Source organism: Novosphingobium sp. BL-S-19 (assembly GCF_055521675.1).
Map to the genome: position 1 here is coordinate 3,367,886 of NZ_CM145498.1, position 18,678 is coordinate 3,386,563.

At 64.8% G+C, this 18,678-nt stretch carries 21 protein-coding genes; 12 read left to right on the forward strand and 9 right to left on the reverse strand.

What is annotated here, in order from left to right:
* Window positions 1–70: 70 nt before the first annotated feature.
* The 4 genes from ACZ1JV_RS24125 to ftsE all read right to left on the reverse strand — a co-directional run bounded on the left by ACZ1JV_RS24125 (window position 71) and on the right by ftsE (window position 3,020).
* Window positions 71–700, reverse strand: a complete 630-nt coding sequence (locus ACZ1JV_RS24125; protein ID WP_465152641.1) for a lysophospholipid acyltransferase family protein — start codon at window positions 698–700, stop codon at window positions 71–73.
* 77 nt (window positions 701–777) lie between these two features.
* Window positions 778–1,329, reverse strand: a complete 552-nt coding sequence (locus ACZ1JV_RS24130) for a YdcF family protein (RefSeq protein WP_465137279.1) — start codon at window positions 1,327–1,329, stop codon at window positions 778–780.
* Window positions 1,330–1,356: 27 nt separating this feature from the next.
* Window positions 1,357–2,259, reverse strand: a complete 903-nt coding sequence (locus ACZ1JV_RS24135; protein ID WP_465138481.1) for a cell division protein FtsX — start codon at window positions 2,257–2,259, stop codon at window positions 1,357–1,359.
* 47 nt (window positions 2,260–2,306) lie between these two features.
* Window positions 2,307–3,020, reverse strand: coding sequence for a cell division ATP-binding protein FtsE (gene ftsE, locus ACZ1JV_RS24140; protein WP_465137278.1), 714 nt, complete (start codon window positions 3,018–3,020; stop codon window positions 2,307–2,309).
* Window positions 3,021–3,227: 207 nt separating this feature from the next.
* Here ftsE and ACZ1JV_RS24145 point away from each other — a divergent pair, with 207 nt between their 5' ends.
* The gene (locus ACZ1JV_RS24145; protein WP_465152642.1) at window positions 3,228–4,199 is read left to right on the forward strand and encodes an MJ0042-type zinc finger domain-containing protein; all 972 of its coding nucleotides are present in this window, start codon (window positions 3,228–3,230) and stop codon (window positions 4,197–4,199) included.
* A gap of 177 nt (window positions 4,200–4,376) precedes the next feature.
* On the opposite strand, the gene ACZ1JV_RS24150 is transcribed toward ACZ1JV_RS24145, so the two are convergent.
* The 3 genes from ACZ1JV_RS24150 to ACZ1JV_RS24160 form a co-directional block, all read right to left on the reverse strand.
* A complete protein-coding gene (locus ACZ1JV_RS24150) occupies window positions 4,377–4,925 on the reverse strand; it encodes a pseudouridine synthase (protein WP_465150855.1) in 549 nt (182 codons plus the stop codon).
* A gap of 31 nt (window positions 4,926–4,956) precedes the next feature.
* Window positions 4,957–5,943, reverse strand: a complete 987-nt coding sequence (locus ACZ1JV_RS24155; RefSeq protein WP_465150856.1) for a TerC family protein — start codon at window positions 5,941–5,943, stop codon at window positions 4,957–4,959.
* Between the two features lie 79 nt (window positions 5,944–6,022).
* On the reverse strand, window positions 6,023–6,199 hold the full coding sequence (locus ACZ1JV_RS24160; protein ID WP_465137276.1) for a DUF465 domain-containing protein: 177 nt from the start codon (window positions 6,197–6,199) through the stop codon (window positions 6,023–6,025).
* 387 nt (window positions 6,200–6,586) lie between these two features.
* Between ACZ1JV_RS24160 and ACZ1JV_RS24165 the strand changes: the two genes are divergently transcribed.
* The 8 genes from ACZ1JV_RS24165 to ACZ1JV_RS24200 all read left to right on the forward strand — a co-directional run bounded on the left by ACZ1JV_RS24165 (window position 6,587) and on the right by ACZ1JV_RS24200 (window position 13,395).
* The gene (locus tag ACZ1JV_RS24165) at window positions 6,587–7,498 is read left to right on the forward strand and encodes an SPFH domain-containing protein (protein WP_465150857.1); all 912 of its coding nucleotides are present in this window, start codon (window positions 6,587–6,589) and stop codon (window positions 7,496–7,498) included.
* Window positions 7,499–7,519: 21 nt separating this feature from the next.
* Window positions 7,520–7,729: a type II toxin-antitoxin system antitoxin gene (locus ACZ1JV_RS24170; protein ID WP_465150858.1), complete on the forward strand. Its 210-nt coding sequence runs from the start codon at window positions 7,520–7,522 to the stop codon at window positions 7,727–7,729.
* On the forward strand, window positions 7,726–8,004 hold the full coding sequence (locus ACZ1JV_RS24175; RefSeq protein ID WP_465150859.1) for a hypothetical protein: 279 nt from the start codon (window positions 7,726–7,728) through the stop codon (window positions 8,002–8,004). The genes ACZ1JV_RS24170 and ACZ1JV_RS24175 overlap by 4 nt, the downstream gene beginning before the upstream one ends.
* A gap of 22 nt (window positions 8,005–8,026) precedes the next feature.
* Window positions 8,027–9,394, forward strand: a complete 1,368-nt coding sequence (locus tag ACZ1JV_RS24180) for a M1 family metallopeptidase (RefSeq protein WP_465150860.1) — start codon at window positions 8,027–8,029, stop codon at window positions 9,392–9,394.
* Window positions 9,395–9,472: 78 nt separating this feature from the next.
* Window positions 9,473–10,420: a right-handed parallel beta-helix repeat-containing protein gene (locus ACZ1JV_RS24185; protein WP_465150861.1), complete on the forward strand. Its 948-nt coding sequence runs from the start codon at window positions 9,473–9,475 to the stop codon at window positions 10,418–10,420.
* Between the two features lie 400 nt (window positions 10,421–10,820).
* Window positions 10,821–11,843, forward strand: a complete 1,023-nt coding sequence (locus ACZ1JV_RS24190; protein ID WP_465150862.1) for a zinc-dependent alcohol dehydrogenase — start codon at window positions 10,821–10,823, stop codon at window positions 11,841–11,843.
* Between the two features lie 103 nt (window positions 11,844–11,946).
* A complete protein-coding gene (locus ACZ1JV_RS24195; protein WP_465150863.1) occupies window positions 11,947–12,348 on the forward strand; it encodes a DUF1489 family protein in 402 nt (133 codons plus the stop codon).
* 210 nt (window positions 12,349–12,558) lie between these two features.
* On the forward strand, window positions 12,559–13,395 hold the full coding sequence (locus tag ACZ1JV_RS24200; RefSeq protein ID WP_465150864.1) for an alpha/beta fold hydrolase: 837 nt from the start codon (window positions 12,559–12,561) through the stop codon (window positions 13,393–13,395).
* A gap of 1,175 nt (window positions 13,396–14,570) precedes the next feature.
* Here ACZ1JV_RS24200 and ACZ1JV_RS24205 read toward each other — a convergent pair.
* On the reverse strand, window positions 14,571–14,759 hold the full coding sequence (locus ACZ1JV_RS24205; RefSeq protein ID WP_465150865.1) for a hypothetical protein: 189 nt from the start codon (window positions 14,757–14,759) through the stop codon (window positions 14,571–14,573).
* A gap of 249 nt (window positions 14,760–15,008) precedes the next feature.
* Entirely contained in the window at window positions 15,009–16,277 is a 1,269-nt protein-coding gene (locus ACZ1JV_RS24210) for an amidohydrolase family protein (RefSeq protein WP_395393372.1), read from the reverse strand.
* Window positions 16,278–16,459: 182 nt separating this feature from the next.
* Here ACZ1JV_RS24210 and ACZ1JV_RS24215 point away from each other — a divergent pair, with 182 nt between their 5' ends.
* The 3 genes from ACZ1JV_RS24215 to ACZ1JV_RS24225 all read left to right on the forward strand — a co-directional run bounded on the left by ACZ1JV_RS24215 (window position 16,460) and on the right by ACZ1JV_RS24225 (window position 18,657).
* Window positions 16,460–17,737: a cytochrome P450 gene (locus ACZ1JV_RS24215; protein WP_465150866.1), complete on the forward strand. Its 1,278-nt coding sequence runs from the start codon at window positions 16,460–16,462 to the stop codon at window positions 17,735–17,737.
* An 84-nt stretch (window positions 17,738–17,821) separates the two neighbouring features.
* Window positions 17,822–18,322, forward strand: a complete 501-nt coding sequence (locus ACZ1JV_RS24220) for an SRPBCC family protein (protein WP_465150867.1) — start codon at window positions 17,822–17,824, stop codon at window positions 18,320–18,322.
* Entirely contained in the window at window positions 18,319–18,657 is a 339-nt protein-coding gene (locus tag ACZ1JV_RS24225; RefSeq protein ID WP_465150868.1) for an ArsR/SmtB family transcription factor, read from the forward strand. Before ACZ1JV_RS24220 ends, ACZ1JV_RS24225 begins: the two co-directional genes overlap by 4 nt.
* Window positions 18,658–18,678 lie beyond the last annotated feature (21 nt).

Here is an 18,678-nt window from a genome sequence, read left to right on the forward strand (position 1 = left end):
ACGCCGCAAAGAAAAGCGGGGCCCCCGCCTTCGCGGGGGCGACGGGGTGTAGGGTGAGGGATAGCGCCCCTCACCCGTTCAGCGCGTTAATCGCCTGCTGCACCCGCGCTTCAACTTCCTCGCGCGGGAGGCCCGGTTCGATGCGCTCACCCACGCGGATCACCACGGTGCCCGGCTTCTTCCAGAGCCGGTGGTAGTATTGCCCCGAATCCACCGCCACCGGCACTACCGGCAGGTTCAGCAACTTATAGAGGCCCGCAAAGCCCGATTGCAGCGGCACCACTTTCCCGTGCGGCACGCGCGTGCCTTCCGGAAAGATCGCCAGCGGACGCCCTTGCGCGGCGAAACCGCGCGCGGAGGAGACCATCGCCCGCAGCGCCTTGGCGCCCTCGTCGCGCATCACCGTTACCGCGCCGTAGCGGCTTGCCGCCCAGCCCCAGCCGGGAAGGTCCATCAATTCCGCCTTCGGGAACGGCGCCGGGTAGCTCATCATCGCGGGCAGGTCGATCGCTTCGAAAAAGCTTTCGTGTTTCAGCGCCACCAACACGCCCTCATCGGGCAATTGCCCCTCGATCCGCAGCTTGATCCCCAGCAACCAGCGGCAGCAGAAACGATGGAACCGCGCCCACCCGCGCACCCGGCGGCGCATCGGCCCATCGCCCGCGAACGCGGCCAGCCAGACCAGCAGGACGCAGACCATCGTGCCCGGATAGAACACCAGATAGAATGCCAGGCTGCGGATCACGTCGAGCGGCGACGTTCCAGAATCGGTGCGGTTCAAGATTTCTTCCAGGGTGGACGGTTCCAGGTATCCAGCGCCATGCGCCCGAAATACTTGTGAAACTCTAGGAACAGAGTGCCAAGGCTGGGGCGCGACGGCACGGCATCCTCGCGAATGACCACGCCCTTGGGCAATTCGCGGGCCAGTTCGTAAGCGGCGCGGCGCATGTGCCAGTCCGCCGTGACCAGCCGGATCGACCGGATTCCATGCCGCTTCACCCAGTCCGCGGCCTCCAGCGCGTTGGAGCGCGTGTCGTAGGCCTGGTAGCCCAGCGTGATGCAGCACTTCATCAGTGCGTCGGGAATGCGGTATTCCGCCGCGAGTTCACCGGGGCGCACTTCGCGGTCCACGCCGGAGATCAGCAGGCGCGGCGCGCGGCGCTCCTTCAGCACGTCCAGCGAGCGTTCGATACGCCCGCGACTGCCGGTGAGCACGATCACCGCATCGGTCTTCACCGACATGTCGAGCGCATCCGGAAGCGCGACGGCGAACCAGACGAAGCCGAACAGCCAGAACAGCAGGATAAAGGCGGCAGTGCGACGGAACATGATACGATATCTAATAGCTTATGCGCACTATAGCATCTTGCGCAGCGCGTGCAGCACCGTGAATCGTGCCGTGAGCATGGCGAGCAGGGTGGACAGCAGCGGCACCAGCGCCAGCAGCAGCCAGTCGGTCCATATCAGCGCGCCGCTATCGACAAGCCCGGCGCCCAGCCCGCCGAAACGGCGGCCGATCGACAGGATCACCACCAAGGCCAACGCCAGCCCCACGGTGCCGCCGCCCGCCGCATCGAAGCCGATCGATCGCTGGAACACGCGGGCGACTTGCGTATCGGTGCCGCCCAAGAGGTGGACGATCTCGATCACCTCGCGATTGGCGCCCAGTGCCGACCGCGCCGCCAGCAGGACCGCCGCCGCCAGCGCAAAGGCCAGCAGGGCAACCAGCGCGATGGCCAGAACCTGCAGCGAGATCATCGCGTCGAACACCGGCTTCAACCAGCCCGACTGGGCATCGACGCGGGCAGAGGGCGCCACTTTGGTCAGCGCCTGCTGCAGCGCCTTCAGCCTCGCCGGAGTGGCCGGACCGTCCAGCCGCACGTCGATCAGCGCGGGCACGGGGATGGAGGCATTGGTCGCCTCCCCCACGTCGGCGCCCAACCAGGGTTCGATCAGCGCGTCGAGTTCGGCCTGCGGCACCTGACGCAGCCCGGCGACATGCGGCTGGCGCTTCAGTGCATCGGCAGCGGCCTTCGCCTCGCGCGTGCGCACATCCTCGCGCGGTTCGAGGAGTTGAACGGTAACGCCGCCCTCGATCTCCGCCTTGGCGGACGTGATCGCATTGCCCAGCGCCAGACCGGCGGCCAGTGCGATGGCGGTCAGCGCCACCATGATCGCGATCACCCAGGGCATCGGCCCGGCCATGCGCGCCTGCGGCACCAGTTCGGCACCGCGCACGCCCAGCCGCCGCCAGCCCATGCGCGGGGCGCCGTCTTCCGCGGGCTTTCCGGAAAGGGGGCCGAAGATCATGCCGGCTTCCTGGGCGGATAGCGCAGCGCGCCGGTGGGATCGGACAGCCGCCCGCGATCGAGCCGCATGATCAGGCTGTCCGACACCTTGCGCAGCAGGTCCAGATCGTGCGTGGCGACAACCACGGTGGTACCCTGCCGGTTGAGCATTTCGAACAGGCGCATCAGCTTCTGCGCCATTTCGGGATCGACGTTGCCGGTCGGCTCGTCCGCCACCAGCATCGCCGGGCGCGCGATCACGGCGCGGGCGATGGCAACGCGCTGCTGCTCGCCGCCCGAAAGCGTGGCGGGGCGGGCGTCCAGCCGGTCGGCAAGGCCAACCCACTCCAAAATGTCGCGCACCGGGCCGAAGATGTCCCGCTCCTGATGCCCGGCGACGCGCAGCGGCAGCGCCACGTTGTCGAAGGCGGAAAGGTGCGGAATCAGGCGGAAGTCCTGAAACACCACGCCGATCCGCCGCCGCAGCATCGGCAGGCGCGCGCGCGGCAGGGTGATCGCGTCCGTCCCGAACATGCGGATCGCCCCGCGCGAGGGGCGCTGGGCCAGATAGAGCAGCCGCAGCAGCGAGGTCTTGCCCGCGCCGCTGGCGCCGGTGAGGAAATAGAACCGCCCGGCGAACAGCGTGAACGTCAGGTCGCTCAGCACCTCTCGATCGGTGCCATAGCGCAGGCCGACATTGTCGAAGTGGATGATTTCGCCGTCCGCGGTCATGCTCGTCTGGTCTAGGGGCCTAATCTGAGGGCAAGTCGATCCGAACGGGCGACCGGAAGCGTGATAGAGTCGGTTTGAAAATGCGCCAAGAGGCCATTTTGCGATCACCTAACCCGCATTCAATGTGGAAAAAAGGGCGCTCCGCCCTGTGCCCACAGGTCTGGCGCTTGTCGGGGGCAAGCCAGTCGTGCTTATAGTTTTGTGACTATGATTATCGCCTGCCCAGCCTGCTCTACGCGATATGCCGTGCCGGACAGCGCGATCGGTATCGATGGCCGCACCGTGCGCTGCGCCAAGTGCCGCCACAGCTGGTTTCAGGATGGCCCGGAAGTGGCGGACGTGCTGGCTGCGGAGGCGGTTGCCGCACCCGCGCCGGCTGCTGCTCCCGCCCCAACGCCTGCCCCTCAGCCTCAACCTGCCGCTGCGCCGCAACCGGCCGCTCCCGCTGCTGCAGCTCCCGCTGCTGCAGCGCCCGCACCCGTTGCCGCCGAGCCTGCGCCGGCCCCGCAGCAGCCAAGTTCCGCGCCCCGCCCGGGATTCTCGGTACCGCCGCGCGCACCGGCGGTACGCGTACCCCAGCCGGCTGCCGAGGACGAGGAAGCCGATCCGCTGCGCGCCTCTCCGCCCTCACCCTCCGGCGCGGCCGGGCGCAAGGGCCACGGCGGCGAAGGCTATTACGACGACACCACGATGCCGCACTATGCGGACGAGGGCCCGTCCAGCTTCGATTTCGCACCGCCGTTCCGCCCGCGCCGCAACTGGGCGAAGCTGGCGACAATCGCCTCGGTCGTGTTCGCGGGCGCGACCCTGGCGCTGACCGGCGCGGTGGCCTTCGGCGGACTGCCGGACTGGCTGCCGATCCCGCGCCAGACCTTCTCGCAAGCGCAGCCCGACCTGCAACTGGACTTCCCGCGCAAGCGACAGGATCGCAAGCCCCTGCCCGACGGCAGCGAGTTCTTCTCGGTTTCGGGCACGATCAGCAATACCGGCAGCGAGACGCGTTACGTGCCTTCGCTACTGGTGGTGCTGCGCGACAAGCGCGACCGCATCGTCTACGAAAAGGAAGTCGTCCCTTCCAAGCGCAAGCTGAAGCCGGGCGAGGCGATCACCGTGAACGAAGCCCTGACCGACATTCCCAAGTCCGCCTCCGCCGCCGAGATCGGCTGGAAGCCGGATTGATCGGGCGGGGCTGCCCCCGCCTATGCAAGACACGCTAAATACATCCGTCATCCCCGCGCAGGCGGGGATCCCGCTTCCTTCTCGCAGCGACGCGTTGTGCCGCAAGTAAGCGGGGCCCCCGCCTTCGCGGGGGCGACGAAGTGGTTTAGCTATTCTGAAGCGCTCAAACGGAAACGCTTAGACCGAAATCTCGCGCCACTCACCTTGCGCAATGCCGTCCAGCGACCAGCCGCCGATAGCCCAGCGCACCAGCCGCAAGGTCGGGTGGCCGACCGCTGCCGTCATGCGCCGCACCTGCCGGTTGCGACCTTCGCGGATGGTCAGCTCGATCCAGCAGTCCGGCACCGTCTTGCGGAAGCGCACCGGCGGATTGCGCGGCCAAAGTTCGGGCGGATCGATCCGCCGTGCCTCGGCCGGGCGGGTGGGGCCGTCGTTCAGCACAACGCCCTTGCGCAGCGCAGCCAGCACCGCCTCGTCCGGCTCGCCCTCCACCTGCACCAGATAAGTCTTTGCCGTCTTGTAGCGCGGGTCCGAGATGCGCGCCTGCAGGCGGCCATCGTCGGTCAGCAGCATCAGCCCCTCACTGTCGCGGTCGAGCCGCCCGGCGGGGTAGACGCCGGGTACGTCGATATAGTCCGACAGCGTCGCGCGCGGGGTAGGAGAGCGCGCGTCGGTGAACTGCGGCAGGACATCGAAGGGCTTGTTGAAGAGGATAAGGCGCGCCATCCGATGATCCCTAGCAGCGCGCCTCTCCCGATCAAGCGTGGCCAGCACCGTGCTCTTGCCCGCGCGTCTTCCACAAGGACCAGCCAATGCCGCCGCCGATCAGGCCCACGGTCACGCCAAGGCTGAGCAAGGGCGGGAACTTGGCGCCATCCAGCAGCAGTTCGGCCACCAGAATCTTGCCACCGATGAACACCAGCACCATGGCCAGCGCATACTTCAGGTAGTGGAAGCGGTGCACCATCGCGGCGAGCGCAAAGTACAGCGCGCGCAGGCCCAGGATCGCCATGATGTTCGAGGTGTAGACGATGAACGTATCGGTGGTGATCGCAAAGATCGCCGGCACCGAGTCCACCGCGAACACAAGGTCTGCCAGGTTGATGACCACCAGCGCCAGAAACAGCGGCGTCGCGGCCCAGACCAGACGGCCAGCGTCGTTCGCCTCCTTCACGAAGAAGTGGTGGCCGTGGTGCTGCTTGGTCACGCGCATGTGGCGCGAGATCCAGCGGACCACCGGGTTGTGCGCCACGTCCGGCTCATGGTCGCCGGAAAACAGCATCTTCACGCCGGTGAACACCAGGAACGCGGCGAAGATGTACATCACCCAGTGCGCCTGAGAGACCAACGCCACGCCGCCCGCGATCATCAGTCCGCGCAGCACGATCACCGCGATGATGCCCCAGAGCAGCGCGCGGTACTGGTATTTGGGCGCGATGGCGAAGAAGCCGAAGATCATCGAGATGACGAAGACGTTGTCGATCGACAGCGCCTTCTCCAGAAAATAGCCAGTGTACCAGGCGATACCGTCGGCCGATCCCTTGGCCCACCACACCCAGCCGCCGAAGACGACGGCGATGGCGATGTAGAAGACCGAAAGCTTCAGCGATTCGGCAATGCCCATCTCCCGGTCATCCTTGTGCAGGAAGCCGAGATCGAAGGCGGTGAGTACGAAAACGAGGCCGGCGAAGGCCAGCCAGAACCAGGCCGGGGTGCCCAGCCAATCAGCGAAAAGGAGTTCCACGGATCATGTCCATGCCAATGAAGGAAGGAAGCGCCGGCGCGTACATGGGGGGCAGCGCGCCGGCGCGAGGGTTACAGGCTTACACTACGGCCGTCGGGGGGACGAACAGCCGGGCCAGCCTGGCCCTTATTCTCAATTTCCTTCGCTCCAAGTCCGCGATCTGAAACAGATTACGGCGCGTCGAGCCCTGCGCACGGCGCAACTGGGCGTCGAGCATCTGGAAGCGCTCAAGCAGGTGGAACATACGGTCGGTCATAACAGCATCCCTATCGAACAAAGGTTGGTTCGATCGGACGATCCCGACGGCACATTCTGGTTGCCGAGCTGACGGGGCCTTGGAGGGGCACTCGGAAACCTGCACCGGGGATCAACCCGATGCGGTCCGACATCACGTGGCGCCTGTTATGAGGCGCCGCGCCAGAGGGGCCCGGCCCGCACGGACCCAATATGAGCGAATCGATCCGATTTCAACCCCGGATACGTATGCTTTTGACCATTCGGCCCGCCTCTGCGTCCGTCCGCCGCCGCCGTCACGCCCGCCGCGTGGCCAACCGACGGCGAGAAATGGAGGAAATTCGGCAGGTTGACCCCGCACATGAATTCGATATTAAAGTGATATCAAATTAAATGGAGCGAGCCGCCGATGTCCGAGTCGCATCTTCCCATCAATGCCAGCCGCGAGAGCGCGGCCGGCAGCACCAGCGGCTATCTGATGCTGGGCGTGTTTCTGGTGCTGCTGGCCGCCATCGTGTTCAGCGTGATCACACTGGCCAGCGGCAATCCCGGCGGCGGCACCGTGCTCGCCTTTCTGGGGTTCATCCTGCCTGCCGTGGTCTGCGAAGTGCTGATCGCGTCGGGCTTCTTCATGATCCAGCCGAATCAGGCCGTGGCCGTCACTCTGTTCGGATCGTACCGCGGCACGGACCGCAATGCCGGCCTGCGCTGGACCTGGCCGTGGATGGCCAAGCGCAAGATTTCCGTGCGCGCCAACAATGTCGTGTCCGAAAAGCTGAAAGTGAACGACTTGCGCGGCAATCCGATCGAGATCGCCACCAATGTGGTCTGGCGCGTGGCGGACACCGCGCAGGCGCTCTACGACGTGGACGATTACCGCGCCTTCGTGAACGTGCAGATCGAGGCGGCGGTGCGCTCGATCGGATCGCGCTATGCCTATGACGATGTCGAGGATGCCGAGATCACCCTGCGCGGCAGCCATGACGAAGTGAATGCGCAGCTGCGCGCCGAACTGATCGAACGCCTGCGCGTGGCGGGCCTGACCGTGGACGAATGCGGCCTTACCCATCTGGCCTACGCGCCGGAAATCGCCGGGGCCATGCTGCGCCGCCAGCAAGCCGAGGCGGTGATCGGCGCGCGGCGCAAGCTGGTGGAAGGCGCGGTCTCCATGGTGGAGATGGCGCTGGCCCAGCTGTCCGAAAAGAACGTGGTGGAACTGGATGACGAGCGCCGCGCGGCGATGGTTTCCAACCTGATGGTCGTGCTCTGCGGCGAACGCGACACCCAGCCGGTGGTGAATACCGGCACGCTGTACCAATAGGCGTGAACGTGGCCGCCATCCATGGCTAGTCCGGGCAAGAAGGCATTCCCGCTGCGGATCGATCCGGCGCTCTACGCCGCGCTCGAACGCTGCGCGGCGGCCGATTTCCGCTCGGTCAACGCACAAGTGGAAGTGCTGCTGCGCGAGGCGCTGGCCCGGCGCGGGGTGAAAGTGGCGGCCAGCGAACCCGCGAGACGCGGCCGCCCGCCGAAGCAGGAGGACGAAGCATGACCGAGAAGACTCCCCATTCGATCGACGACGGCGCCTGGTTCGCGCCCAAACGCAACGGCTATGGCGCCGGTCTACCGATCGCGTGGCAGGGCTGGCTTGTCGTCGCGGGCTATATCGCCGCGCTCGCGGGGATCAGCCTGCTGAACCACACGGGCACGACCGGCGGCCGGACCGGCGCCTTCGTGCTGTTCCTGCTGGCGAGCGGACTGTTTCTGGTCGTCGTTGCCCGTCGCACGCGCGGGGGATGGAAATGGCGCTGGGGGCGGAAGGATTGAACGGCGGATTCGGGGTTTAGGAATGATCCGCCGAAGACCGCTTTTGTGCTTTGCCGGGCTTACGCTGGCCCTTTGCGCCTATCCCGTGCAGGCCGAAAGCATGCCCGGCGAAGGCTTCGAGGTGATCCGCTACAGCCTTGCGCTAACCCCCGACATTCAGAACAAGACGATTGCCGGCCGCGAGACGATCACGCTACGCGCGAACCGCGACGATCTTCAGCGCCTGCGCTTTTCCGGCAATGCCCTCAGTATCGACAGCGCGACGCTGGACGGGGTCCCTCTGGCCCCTGCCTTGCACGACAATGTGCTGGACTTAGATCTCCCAAAGCCGCTTGGCCGCCGCCGAGCCGTAACTCTGGAACTGTCCTATCACGGCCGTCCCGCACGCGGTTTCGCCGGATCGCCCCGTCTGCTCTACACCAGCTACTTCGCCTGCGACTGGATGATCTGCGCACAAGACCAATTTGGCGACAAGGCCGCCGTTTCGATCGACTTGCGTGTTCCTGCCGGGATGGAAACGCTGTCGGTCGGCAAGCTGATCGGCAAGGGCCCCGGGCCCGAGGGCAGCGAAATTCATAGCTGGAAAGCGGCGCGCCCCTATTCGGCCTATCTCCTTGGCTTCGCAGTGGGACGGTTTGAGCGTGTCGACGCCAAGGCCGGATCCGCACGCCTCACCTACCTGAGCGATGTCGCCGATAAGGCAACGCTGAACCGTCGCTTCGGCGAAACCGCCGCGATGGCCGCCTTCCTTTCCGAAAAGGCTGGCGTGCCGCTTCCTGCCGATGGATATAGCCAGCTTCTGGTCGCGGGCGACGAAGCGCAGGAAGCGGCAACCTACTCCGTCCTCGGCATCGATGCGCTGCCGGCGAAAGACGGCGATCCGGCCGAGGACTGGGCCATCGTTCATGAACTCAGCCACCAATGGTGGGGCAACCTGATCACGTGCGCGACACTCAGGGATTTCTGGCTCAACGAAGGCATTACCACTTTCATGACCGCCGCGTGGAAGGAGCACCGCTACAACCGCGCCGCCTATGAGGCCGAACTCGACATCGCGCGGGATCGGCTCGGCACGGCCCGGGCAAAAGGCTTCGACAAGCCGCTGGCATGGCAAGGCCGCTACTCCTCCTTGGGCACGCGCCGCGCGGTTCAGTACAGTAAAGGCGCGCTGTTCATGGCGCACTTGCGTGACATGTTGGGCGAAAAAGCCTTTTGGGCCGGCCTGCGTCGATACAGCCGCGCCCATGCAGGCGGGACGGTGACGAGCATCGACCTGGAGCGCGCGATGGAAGCTGCAAGCGGTCGCGATCTGCACCCTGTGTTTGCCGAATGGGTGTTCGGCGAAGACGGCGCGAACGAGGGCAAACCGTCGGCGCCTCCAACCGGATAACCCGCCATCCTGTCCCGCAAAGAGACGCTGTTAAAGTGACTTGCGCCAAGCTTCGCGCAATTCGCTAGGCTCGCCGCCATGAACCGTATCGCCCGAATCGCGCTCATCGCCCTGCCCCTCATCGCCCTGCCCGCCGCGCTCTCGCAGGCGCAGAGCGCCACCGCGCCCTACATGGTGGTCGAGAGCGGGCGCAGCTATGTGCGGCTTCAGGACGCGGTGGATGCCATCGGCGATGGACGCGGCACGATCCGCTTCGCCTCGATGCGCTTTGCCGACTGCGCCGTGCAGAACAAGGGCGAGATCACTTATCAGGCCGCCGTCGCCGGCCAGTCGATCCTCGACGGTGTCGCTTGTGAGGACAAGGCAGCGCTGGTGCTGCGCGGGCGCGGCGCGCATGTGGACGGCATGGTCTTCGCCAACATCCGCGTGGGCGACAAGAACGGCGCGGGCATCCGCCTGGAACACGGCAGTCTCACCGTATCGCAGGCGTGGTTCCGCGACAGCGAGCAGGGGCTGCTGACCGGCGACGACCAGCAGGGCACGATCACCATCGACAAGTCCACCTTCAGCCGCCTTGGCACGTGCGAGGGTTCGGGCTGCGCGCATTCGATCTATGTCGGCAACTACGGCAGCCTCACCGTCACCCGCAGCCGGTTCGAGGCGGGCACCGGCGGCCACTACCTCAAGAGCCGCGCCGCCCGGATCGAAGTGAGCGACTGCAGCTTCGACGATTCGGCCGGGCGCGGCACCAATTACATGATCGACCTTGCCGACGGCGCCACCGGGCGCATCGTCAACAACTGGTTCGTGCAGGGGCGCGACAAGGAGAACTACTCCGCCTTCATCGCCGTCGCCGCAGAGCATCGCAACCACCCCTCGCAAGGGCTGGTGGTGGACGGCAACAATGCCCGCTTCGCACCGGGTTTGGACCGCAAGAGCGCTTTCGTGGCGGACTGGTCGGGCGATGCGGTGAAGCTGGGCGCCAATGTTCTGGGGCCGGGCCTGGCGCGCTACGAAAAGCGTTGAACGGCTTATTTGTCCGGACTGACGTCCGGAAGCGGCACCGGCCCACTCCCGTCCCGAAGAACACGAAAAGGTCCGGGGGACCTTTTCGCTGAGGGGGCCGACCACCCACGAGCGTATCCTGATGGGTGGTCAGGTGGGGGAGTGGGCCGGTGCCGCAAAATCCGCGTGTCGCGGATTTTCAAGCAAACCCAACTGTCGCAGGGATGAAACACCCTTCGGCATAGACTGCGTGCCGCACCGGCGCGCCCTGTTGCCTCGATTTTACGGCGCGGCCTAAGACTGTTTGCGGATGGGTCGCAGCCTGTCCGGGCCCGATCTTCGCATCTCACGACGAAGCTGCCCGGCATCCGAAACACCCGCGAGCTCCCCCCTCGCGGTAACGAGATCGAGGAGAGATCCGATGCAGACCATGCGCGCCGCCGTCGCCCGCCAATACCGCGCCCCGCTCACCATCGAGGAAGTGCCGATCCCCACCCCCGGCCCCGGCGAAGTGCTGGTGAAAGTGGTGGCCAGCGGCGTATGCCATACCGACCTTCACGCCATCGACGGCGACTGGCCGGTCAAGGCATCGCTGCCGCTGATCCCCGGGCATGAAGGCGTGGGCCATGTCGTCGCGCTGGGCGCGGGCGTCACCGATCTCAAGGAGGGCGACGCCGTGGGCGTGCCCTGGCTGCACCATGCCTGCCGCGAATGCGAATATTGCGAGACGGGCTGGGAAACGCTCTGCGAAAAGCAGGCCAACACCGGTTACTCGGTCAACGGCGGCTATGCCGAATACGTGATCGCCGCCGCGCCCTTCGTCGGCCGCCTGCCCGCAGATGTGGATTTCGTGTCGATGGCGCCGATCCTTTGCGCCGGCGTGACCGTGTACAAGGGCCTGAAGGAAACCGAGGCGCGGCCCGGCCAGTGGGTGGTCGTCTCCGGCGTCGGCGGGTTGGGCCACGTGGCCGTGCAATATGCCAAGGCCATGGGCCTGAACGTCATCGGCATCGACATCGGCGAATCCAAGCTGAAGCTGACCAAGGACCTCGGCGCCGAACTGGCCTTCGATGCCACCGATCCCGAACTGGTCGCCAAGATCCAGCGGGAGACCGGCGGCGGCGCGCATGGGGTGATCGTTACTGCCGTCTCCCCGGCCGCCTTTTCGCAGGCCATCGCTTGCGCCCGCCGCCGCGCCACCGTCAGCCTGATCGGCCTACCCCCCGGCGACTTCCCCACGCCGATCTTCGACGTGGTACTGAAGCGCATCACCATTCGCGGTTCGATCGTCGGCACCCGCTACGATCTGGACGAGGCCATCGCCTTCGCCTCGCAAGGCAAAGTGAAGGCCAAGGTGGCCGCGCGGCCGCTGGAAGACGTCAACGACGTGCTGGACGATCTGCGCCATGGCCGGATCGACGGCCGCGTCGCGCTGACACTGTAAGCATACCGCTCCCGACGACGCGGGGCGGGGGCCTTCCGCCTTCGCCCAGTGTTTTGGCAACAGGCCTCTGGCCTCTCCCCGCCCCGCACCCTATCTAACGGCCATGCCGGTGCACATGACCAAGATCGCCTTCTCCGCCGAAAGCCCGGCGGACCTTCGCGCATGGCTGGAAAGCCATGGCGACATCGGCGAGGCACGCCTCACCACGCGCTATCTGCCCAAGCGGCAGGAAGAGATGGTGGGCGGGTCGCTTTACTGGATCTACGAACATGCGCTGATCGGGCGATCCCCGATCCTCGGCTTCGAACAGCGGGAGGACGGACGCTGGTGGATCCGGCTTGCCCCCGCGCTGATCCCGGTGGTCACCCAGCCCAAGCGCGCCCACCAGGGCTGGCGCTATCTGGCCGAGAAGGACGCCCCGCGCGATCTGGGTGAAGGGGAAAGCGCCGGGGACGCGATGCCCCCGGCCCTCGCCCGCGAACTGGCGAAGCTCGGGCTGGTCTGACCGCCGCTTTTCGCAACGACCTGCGGCGCGCAGCGCCCGCCCCGTCGCGTTCGCCTTCCCGCTTGCGCTTGCAAGCTCGCCGCACCTTCACTAGCTTTCGCCCGTCGCCCCATAAGCCATGAATTCTTCGATGTTGCTGCCACTTACGCGGCGATATTCGAGCCCCCGTGCCATTTCCACTCTCCCCAACGCAATGGAAAGGACCGTGCCATGAGCTTCGTCACGACCAAGGACGGCGTCGATATCTTCTTCAAGGACTGGGGCCCGAAGGATGCCCCGCCGATCATGTTCCATCACGGCTGGCCGCTTTCGGCCGACGACTGGGACGCGCAGATGCTGTTCTTCCTGGGCCAAGGCTTCCGTGTGGTGGCGCATGACCGGCGCGGCCACGGCCGATCCTCGCAAGTGAGCGAGGGGCACACGATGGACCACTACGCCGCCGATGCCTTTGCCGTGGTCGAGCATCTGGACCTGAAGAACGCCGTGCACATCGGCCATTCGACCGGCGGCGGCGAAGTCGCCCGCTATGTCGCGCGGCACGGCCAGCCGGCCGGGCGCGTGGCGAAGGCGGTGCTGATGAGCGCGGTGCCGCCGCTGATGCTGAAGACGCCCGACAACCCCGGCGGCCTGCCGATCGAGGTGTTCGACGGTTTCCGCGCCGCCCTCGCCGCCAATCGCGCGCAGTTCTACATCGATGTGCCGGCCGGCCCGTTCTACGGCTTCAACCGCCCCGGCGCGACGGTGATCCAGGGCGCCATCGACAACTGGTGGCGGCAGGGCATGATCGGCAGCGCCAAGGCGCATTACGAAGGGATCAAGGCCTTCTCCGAAACCGACCAGACGGAGGACCTGAAGGCGATCACCGTGCCGACGCTCTGCCTGCACGGCGACGACGACCAGATCGTGCCGATCGACGATGCCTCGCGCAAGTCGGTGGAACTGCTGCCCAACGGAACGATCAAGGTCCGCGCCGGCTTCCCGCATGGCATGCACACCACCCATGCGGACACGATCAACGCCGATCTGCTGGAATTCATCAAGAGCTGATCGCGCGTCGTCTGCACCTCGCGCAACCTTACTCCGTCACGCCCGCGAAGGCGGGGGCCCCGCTTTCTTTCCGCCACGCGCGCTAAAGCAAGCGGGATCCCCGCCTTCGCGGGGATGACGGGGTTTGAGGTGGGGGCTTACCGACCGTTCGGCCCTTGGTATGGCCGAGATGGGTGGTTACCTGCCCTACCCACCATCAGGCGATGCTTTGGAGAAATCTTGTCTTTTCGCACGCGAGTAGCTTCGAATACCGCATACATACGCGAGAATAAGAACGAACCGCATCATCCAGACGGTGAGCATCGGTTGAGCGCCTGTCTCCATGCGAAACGAGAGATTCTCTAAAGGCATGCCTGCTGTGATTAACGCAGCCAACGCGGTTGCGGCCAACAGATACATCTTTGAAACCGTTCGCATAACAAAAAGGCCGATCAAAAGCGCGAATGCCGTTCCCAACTGGGCCCAGTAACTCGTATCTGAAGACGACCAAATGAGGGTGGTCGTAGCTAGAGCAAACAGCAAAGTTAGCCCCGCTATCAAGCCTATGATGAGAAAAACCAGCCTCATACCGCTGACATGCGGCAATGGATTGACGACTGCAATGTCGGCGTGTCCGGAAAAGCAGATTTCCGGTTAAAACGCAGAAAGCCTTCCATTCCGTTTTGTCGGGAGAGTGGGCATTGCAAAATAAATAATTGAAATTCATTGTGACGCGATGCGTTCGGAAACCGCAAAACTGCCAAAAGGGCATAGTTACCCGTTGAGGCCCTCCGCCCTTGAAGGTGCCTTGGCTGAGGCTGGCATCGACATTGACGTGCACCTCATTCGCAGCCCGGGTCAGCTATTTGATGCGCATTTCTGGCCGCCAAACCCTAATGTTGCCCATGAGCGGCTCTACGTTCGGGCTGGGTCGGTTCCAAGAGAGCAGGCACAGGAAGCTCAACATCACGCGACGACCGTCATAATTCCTGAGCTTGTGCGATGGATTGCCGACATCCTTGCTCTGGATCTCACATCTCCCATCAGGCGCGAAAAGCAGGTACTGAATTTTCGGCGTCCGTAATGTCAGCAACTGGGCGCCTGGCGACTGTTCGCTTTTAGATTGAACCTTTGGTAGACCGCCGATCAGCGTGAGGCAGGCAATACCGAATGGTCGCCCCCTTGGGAGCGTTCCATCAATTCGACGGCAGGGCCGTTGCAGTGACGGTCATACGGCCGAGGAAAATCGGTCTGTCGTTGCCGATAACGGCCGGCGCCTCGGCGCGGTGCGTCTCGCGTGCAGGTTCCGACGGCTTGGGGGCGATTCCGTAAGCAAGCGAGGATGAAGCGGCCACGGCGGCCAGAGCGGGCAAAAGGCGGATCATCGGCAGTGCACCCCGTTCTCTAGGAAATCGATGCTGCCGTTGTGACGGGTGGATGTCGCAGCGCTTTGCCGTTCCCGCATCAAATTGTCTGAAAGTGTCTCCTTCCCGCGACGACGACGAGAATGCCTTGCATTCTTACGGAAGCACATGACGACGATGCGGCGTTGCGCCAGCCCTGCCGCACCCAAAAGAAAAGGCCGGGAAGCGGTCACCCGCCCCCGGCCTTTTTCTTGAAAATCAGTCCGAAAATCAGAACGGCAGCTTGTAGAACCGCACTGCGTTGTCCTGCAGGACCTTCTTCTTGGTGGCGAAATCGTAGCCGCCAAGCACGTCCTTGATGTGCGCCTGCACGCCCGGATAGAGCGAGGTGGGATGCGGGAAGTCGGTTTCGAACATCACGTTGCCCACACCGATGGTTTCCAGCAGCAGCTTGGGCGCGATCTTCTCGAACCAGAAGGTGCACATGAAGTGATCGCGGAAGTAGTCCCAGGGCTGCTTCTTCAGCACGTTGCGCTTGCTGGGCAGCATTTCCTGGAACTGGTGCTCTAGCGCTTCCACCGCGAAGGGCACCCAGCCCATGCCGCTTTCGATCAGGCCGATCTTGAGGTTCGGGTGGCGGTCCAGACGGCCCGAGACCATCCAGTTGCCCAGCGTCGCCGCGTTGCCGATCGAGAACATCGTCGCGACCACCGACAGCGTCTGTTCGAACTGGAAGCCTTCCCAGGTCAGCGTGTTCGGATCGATCGCGGCGTTGAGGTGGAAGTTGAGCGAGATGCCTTCGGCGTCGATCATCTCCAGGAACGGCGTCCAGTATTCATGGTTGAAGCTGGGCACGCCCACGCGCTCGGGCGTGTCGGGCAGCACGAAGCCGCGCAGGCCCATGTCGATGCAGCGACGGGCTTCCTTCTCCATCTCCGCCTTGTTCCAGAACGGCAGGTGCGCCATCGGGAACAGACGCTCACCCGATTCACGCTGGTAGTCGGCGTTGAAATCGTTGAACGTCTTCATGATGGTGACGGCCAGATCGTCGTCGCCCAGCGTCATCAGCATGCCCGCCTGGGTGACGCCCGAGTTCTGGAAGCAGATCTGCGCATAGACGCCCATGTCGTCCATCGCCTGAAGGCGCGGGGCAATCTCGTGACCGCCCGGATGCGCTTCTTCCAGCGTCGGGAAAGCAAGGCGGCCGAGCAGCTTGTTGTTGTCCTTGCGGATCACGTTGCCGCCCAGCGAACCGCAGTTGCGATCGCCGATGTACCAGCGGTCGACGCCATCGGCATCGCGCTTCACGAACGGCATCTTGCTCTTCAGGCCGATCGGCGCGCGGTCGGTGAACAGCGTCGGCGGTTCGCTGAGGTGGGTGTCGGTATCGACGATCTTGATGCCTTCCAGCGACGGGTCGAGCCCGCCGGACTGGGTGGCGTAGTCCACCTCACGGATCACGCCGCCCTTGGTGTAGCCTTCGGAGGACCAGTACTTGCGTGCCGAGTCCTTCATTTCCTTGGTGTCTGCGTCGGCCATGGCCGTATCTCCCAAAAACGTATTGGGGACTCATGTCGCAACCCACGGGGCTGCAATCAATCGATGAGCCCAACGCCGAGACGATGAATGGTCTTTGGCCCGCGCTGCTATGATACAGCAGTCTCACTTCGCCTTGCCGCGACGGGGGCGTCCGGGCATCCATGTCCTCGGGAGAGAACATCATGCCACAAATGCAGACGCTCGACGATATCCGTGTCAATTTCGATGCGCCGGACAATGTGCCGAAGGACCGCATCGTCGACCTTGGCTTCGCGATGGGCACCGTGCCCAACGATCTGGTGGACCCGTACGAGCCGATGGGCTGGCTGGCCGGGGATGACATTCCGCGCCTGCTCTACAACCCGCCTGCCATGCACGGCCTGGGCGCGATCAGCGGCCGGGGACGCGGCAACTGGGTGGTGACGCATTACGAGGATATCGAGCGCGTCTATTCGGACAACGACCACTTTTCCAACGCCGGCACCGCGGAATTCCAGCGCCTGATCGGGGAGACGTTCAAGTCGATCCCGCTCGCCATCGATCCGCCGGATCATCAGAAATACCGGCTCTACCTGATGCCCTATTTCAGCCCGGCGCGGATCACGCGCGATCTGGAACCGCGTATCCGCAAGGTGGTGGACGAGATGATCGGCGCCATCGAGAAGAAGGGCGAAGTCGACATGGCCTGGGACTTCGCGCGGGTGTTTCCGGTGCGGATCTTCATGGGCCTGATGGGCTTTCCGGACGAGAAATTCGACCAGTTCCTCGATTGGGAGTGGGACATTCTTCATTCCGGCAGCCTGGAAAAGATGCAGGCGGCGCTGCGCGGCGTGCTCGATTTCCTGCGCGCCTTCATCGCCGAGAAGGAGGCCAATCCCGACGAGCATCTCGTCTCCTCCATCGTGCACGGCAAGATCGGGGACCGCGCGCCGACCGAGGACGAGAAGATCGGCATGGTCTGGTTCCTCTGGCTGGGCGGGCTGGACACCGTGGCCGCCACCATCGCCCAGATGTTCCGCCGCATGGCGCTGCAGCCCGATCTGCAACAGCGCATCCGCGAGCATCCGGAGCTTATCAATTCGGCGGTCGAGGAATTCCTGCGCACCCAGCCGATCCTGTCCAGCGCCCGATCGGCAACGAAGGATTTCGAGTGGCACGGGATTCAGGTGCGCAAGGGCGATTCGTTCTCCTGCCTCAACCCCGCCGGCAATTTCGACCCCGCCCGCTTCGAAAACCCGCGTGAGTTCGATCCGGAACGCAAGGCGAACCGCCACTTCACTTTCGTGGGCGGCGTGCACATCTGCCTGGGCGCCCACCTTGCCCGGCGCGAATTGCGCGTGCTGCTGGAGGAATGGTTCAAGCGGATTCCGCCGTTCCGGGTGAAGCCGGGGGCGGACACCACGGTGTTCCCCGGCCTGCTTTCGATCCGCAATCTGCCGATCGTCTGGGATGTGAACTGAGCCCCATACGCAACCGATCGGTTGCTCCTGTCGCTGCCGCATGGTAGCCAAGGAGCAACCAGAAGATTGCTTATGGATCAGGCCATGGATCAAGACCGCATCGAGAAGACCGTCGTGCTGCGCGCCAGCCGCGAGCGCGTTTGGAACGCCATCTGCGATTCCACCCGCTTCGGCGCATGGTTCGGCATGGAATTCGACGGGCCTTTCATCGCCGGGCAGGACGCCACCGGCAGGATCGTGCCCACGCAGGTCGATCCCGAGGTTGCGCAAATGCAGGAGCCGCATCGCGGCAAGCCCGCGCGGTTCCGGATCGAGCGGATCGAGCCGATGACGCTGTTTGCGTTCCGCTGGCACCCCTTCGCCATCGATCCCGCGCGGAACTACGACGATGAGCCGATGACGCTCGTGACTTTCGAACTGGGGGATGCGGAGGGCGGCACTCGGCTGACGATCACCGAATCCGGCTTCGCGCAGATCCCGGCCGACCGGCGGGTGGATGCCTTCAACGCCAACAGCGGTGGGTGGGAGCATCAGTCCCGCCTTATCGCCAAGTACCTGCTGCAAACCGATCCGGGCGCAGCGTGATCGGCGCAGAGCTGCAGGGCACCGCCCCGGTTTTCGCGGCGCTGGGCGACATGTGCCGGCTATCCATCGTCACGCGGCTGGGGGCGGAGGGTCCGCTCTCGACCCTGCGGCTGAACAGCGCCGAACTGGCAGTATCGCGGCAGGGTCTGACCAAGCACTTGCGGGTGCTGGAGCAAGCGGGACTGGTGGAAAGCTTCCGCGTCGGCCGCGATCGCCACTGGCAATTGCGGCAGGAGCGGCTTGAGACGGTGCGGCACTATCTGGACCGGGTCTCGGCAGATTGGGATGCCCGGTTGGAACGGTTGCGTATGCTGGTGGAGGACGGGGACCACTAAGGGCCCCCGCCGCCATTCCGG

What these genes read in the sequence shown, in the direction of transcription:
- ACZ1JV_RS24125 (WP_465152641.1), bottom strand. Translation starts at nt 700, where the DNA reads ATGGTCTGCGTCCTGCTGGTCTGGCTGGCCGCGTTCGCGGGCGATGGG.
- ACZ1JV_RS24130 (WP_465137279.1), bottom strand. Translation starts at nt 1,329, where the DNA reads ATGTTCCGTCGCACTGCCGCCTTTATCCTGCTGTTCTGGCTGTTCGGC.
- ACZ1JV_RS24135 (WP_465138481.1), bottom strand. Translation starts at nt 2,259, where the DNA reads ATGGGCTGGCGGCGGCTGGGCGTGCGCGGTGCCGAACTGGTGCCGCAG.
- ftsE (WP_465137278.1), bottom strand. Translation starts at nt 3,020, where the DNA reads ATGACCGCGGACGGCGAAATCATCCACTTCGACAATGTCGGCCTGCGC.
- ACZ1JV_RS24145 (WP_465152642.1), top strand. Translation starts at nt 3,228, where the DNA reads ATGATTATCGCCTGCCCAGCCTGCTCTACGCGATATGCCGTGCCGGAC.
- ACZ1JV_RS24150 (WP_465150855.1), bottom strand. Translation starts at nt 4,925, where the DNA reads ATGGCGCGCCTTATCCTCTTCAACAAGCCCTTCGATGTCCTGCCGCAG.
- ACZ1JV_RS24160 (WP_465137276.1), bottom strand. Translation starts at nt 6,199, where the DNA reads ATGACCGACCGTATGTTCCACCTGCTTGAGCGCTTCCAGATGCTCGAC.
- ACZ1JV_RS24165 (WP_465150857.1), top strand. Translation starts at nt 6,587, where the DNA reads ATGTCCGAGTCGCATCTTCCCATCAATGCCAGCCGCGAGAGCGCGGCC.
- ACZ1JV_RS24170 (WP_465150858.1), top strand. Translation starts at nt 7,520, where the DNA reads ATGGCTAGTCCGGGCAAGAAGGCATTCCCGCTGCGGATCGATCCGGCG.
- ACZ1JV_RS24175 (WP_465150859.1), top strand. Translation starts at nt 7,726, where the DNA reads ATGACCGAGAAGACTCCCCATTCGATCGACGACGGCGCCTGGTTCGCG.
- ACZ1JV_RS24180 (WP_465150860.1), top strand. Translation starts at nt 8,027, where the DNA reads ATGATCCGCCGAAGACCGCTTTTGTGCTTTGCCGGGCTTACGCTGGCC.
- ACZ1JV_RS24185 (WP_465150861.1), top strand. Translation starts at nt 9,473, where the DNA reads ATGAACCGTATCGCCCGAATCGCGCTCATCGCCCTGCCCCTCATCGCC.
- ACZ1JV_RS24190 (WP_465150862.1), top strand. Translation starts at nt 10,821, where the DNA reads ATGCAGACCATGCGCGCCGCCGTCGCCCGCCAATACCGCGCCCCGCTC.
- ACZ1JV_RS24195 (WP_465150863.1), top strand. Translation starts at nt 11,947, where the DNA reads ATGCCGGTGCACATGACCAAGATCGCCTTCTCCGCCGAAAGCCCGGCG.
- ACZ1JV_RS24200 (WP_465150864.1), top strand. Translation starts at nt 12,559, where the DNA reads ATGAGCTTCGTCACGACCAAGGACGGCGTCGATATCTTCTTCAAGGAC.
- ACZ1JV_RS24205 (WP_465150865.1), bottom strand. Translation starts at nt 14,759, where the DNA reads ATGATCCGCCTTTTGCCCGCTCTGGCCGCCGTGGCCGCTTCATCCTCG.
- ACZ1JV_RS24210 (WP_395393372.1), bottom strand. Translation starts at nt 16,277, where the DNA reads ATGGCCGACGCAGACACCAAGGAAATGAAGGACTCGGCACGCAAGTAC.
- ACZ1JV_RS24215 (WP_465150866.1), top strand. Translation starts at nt 16,460, where the DNA reads ATGCCACAAATGCAGACGCTCGACGATATCCGTGTCAATTTCGATGCG.
- ACZ1JV_RS24220 (WP_465150867.1), top strand. Translation starts at nt 17,822, where the DNA reads ATGGATCAAGACCGCATCGAGAAGACCGTCGTGCTGCGCGCCAGCCGC.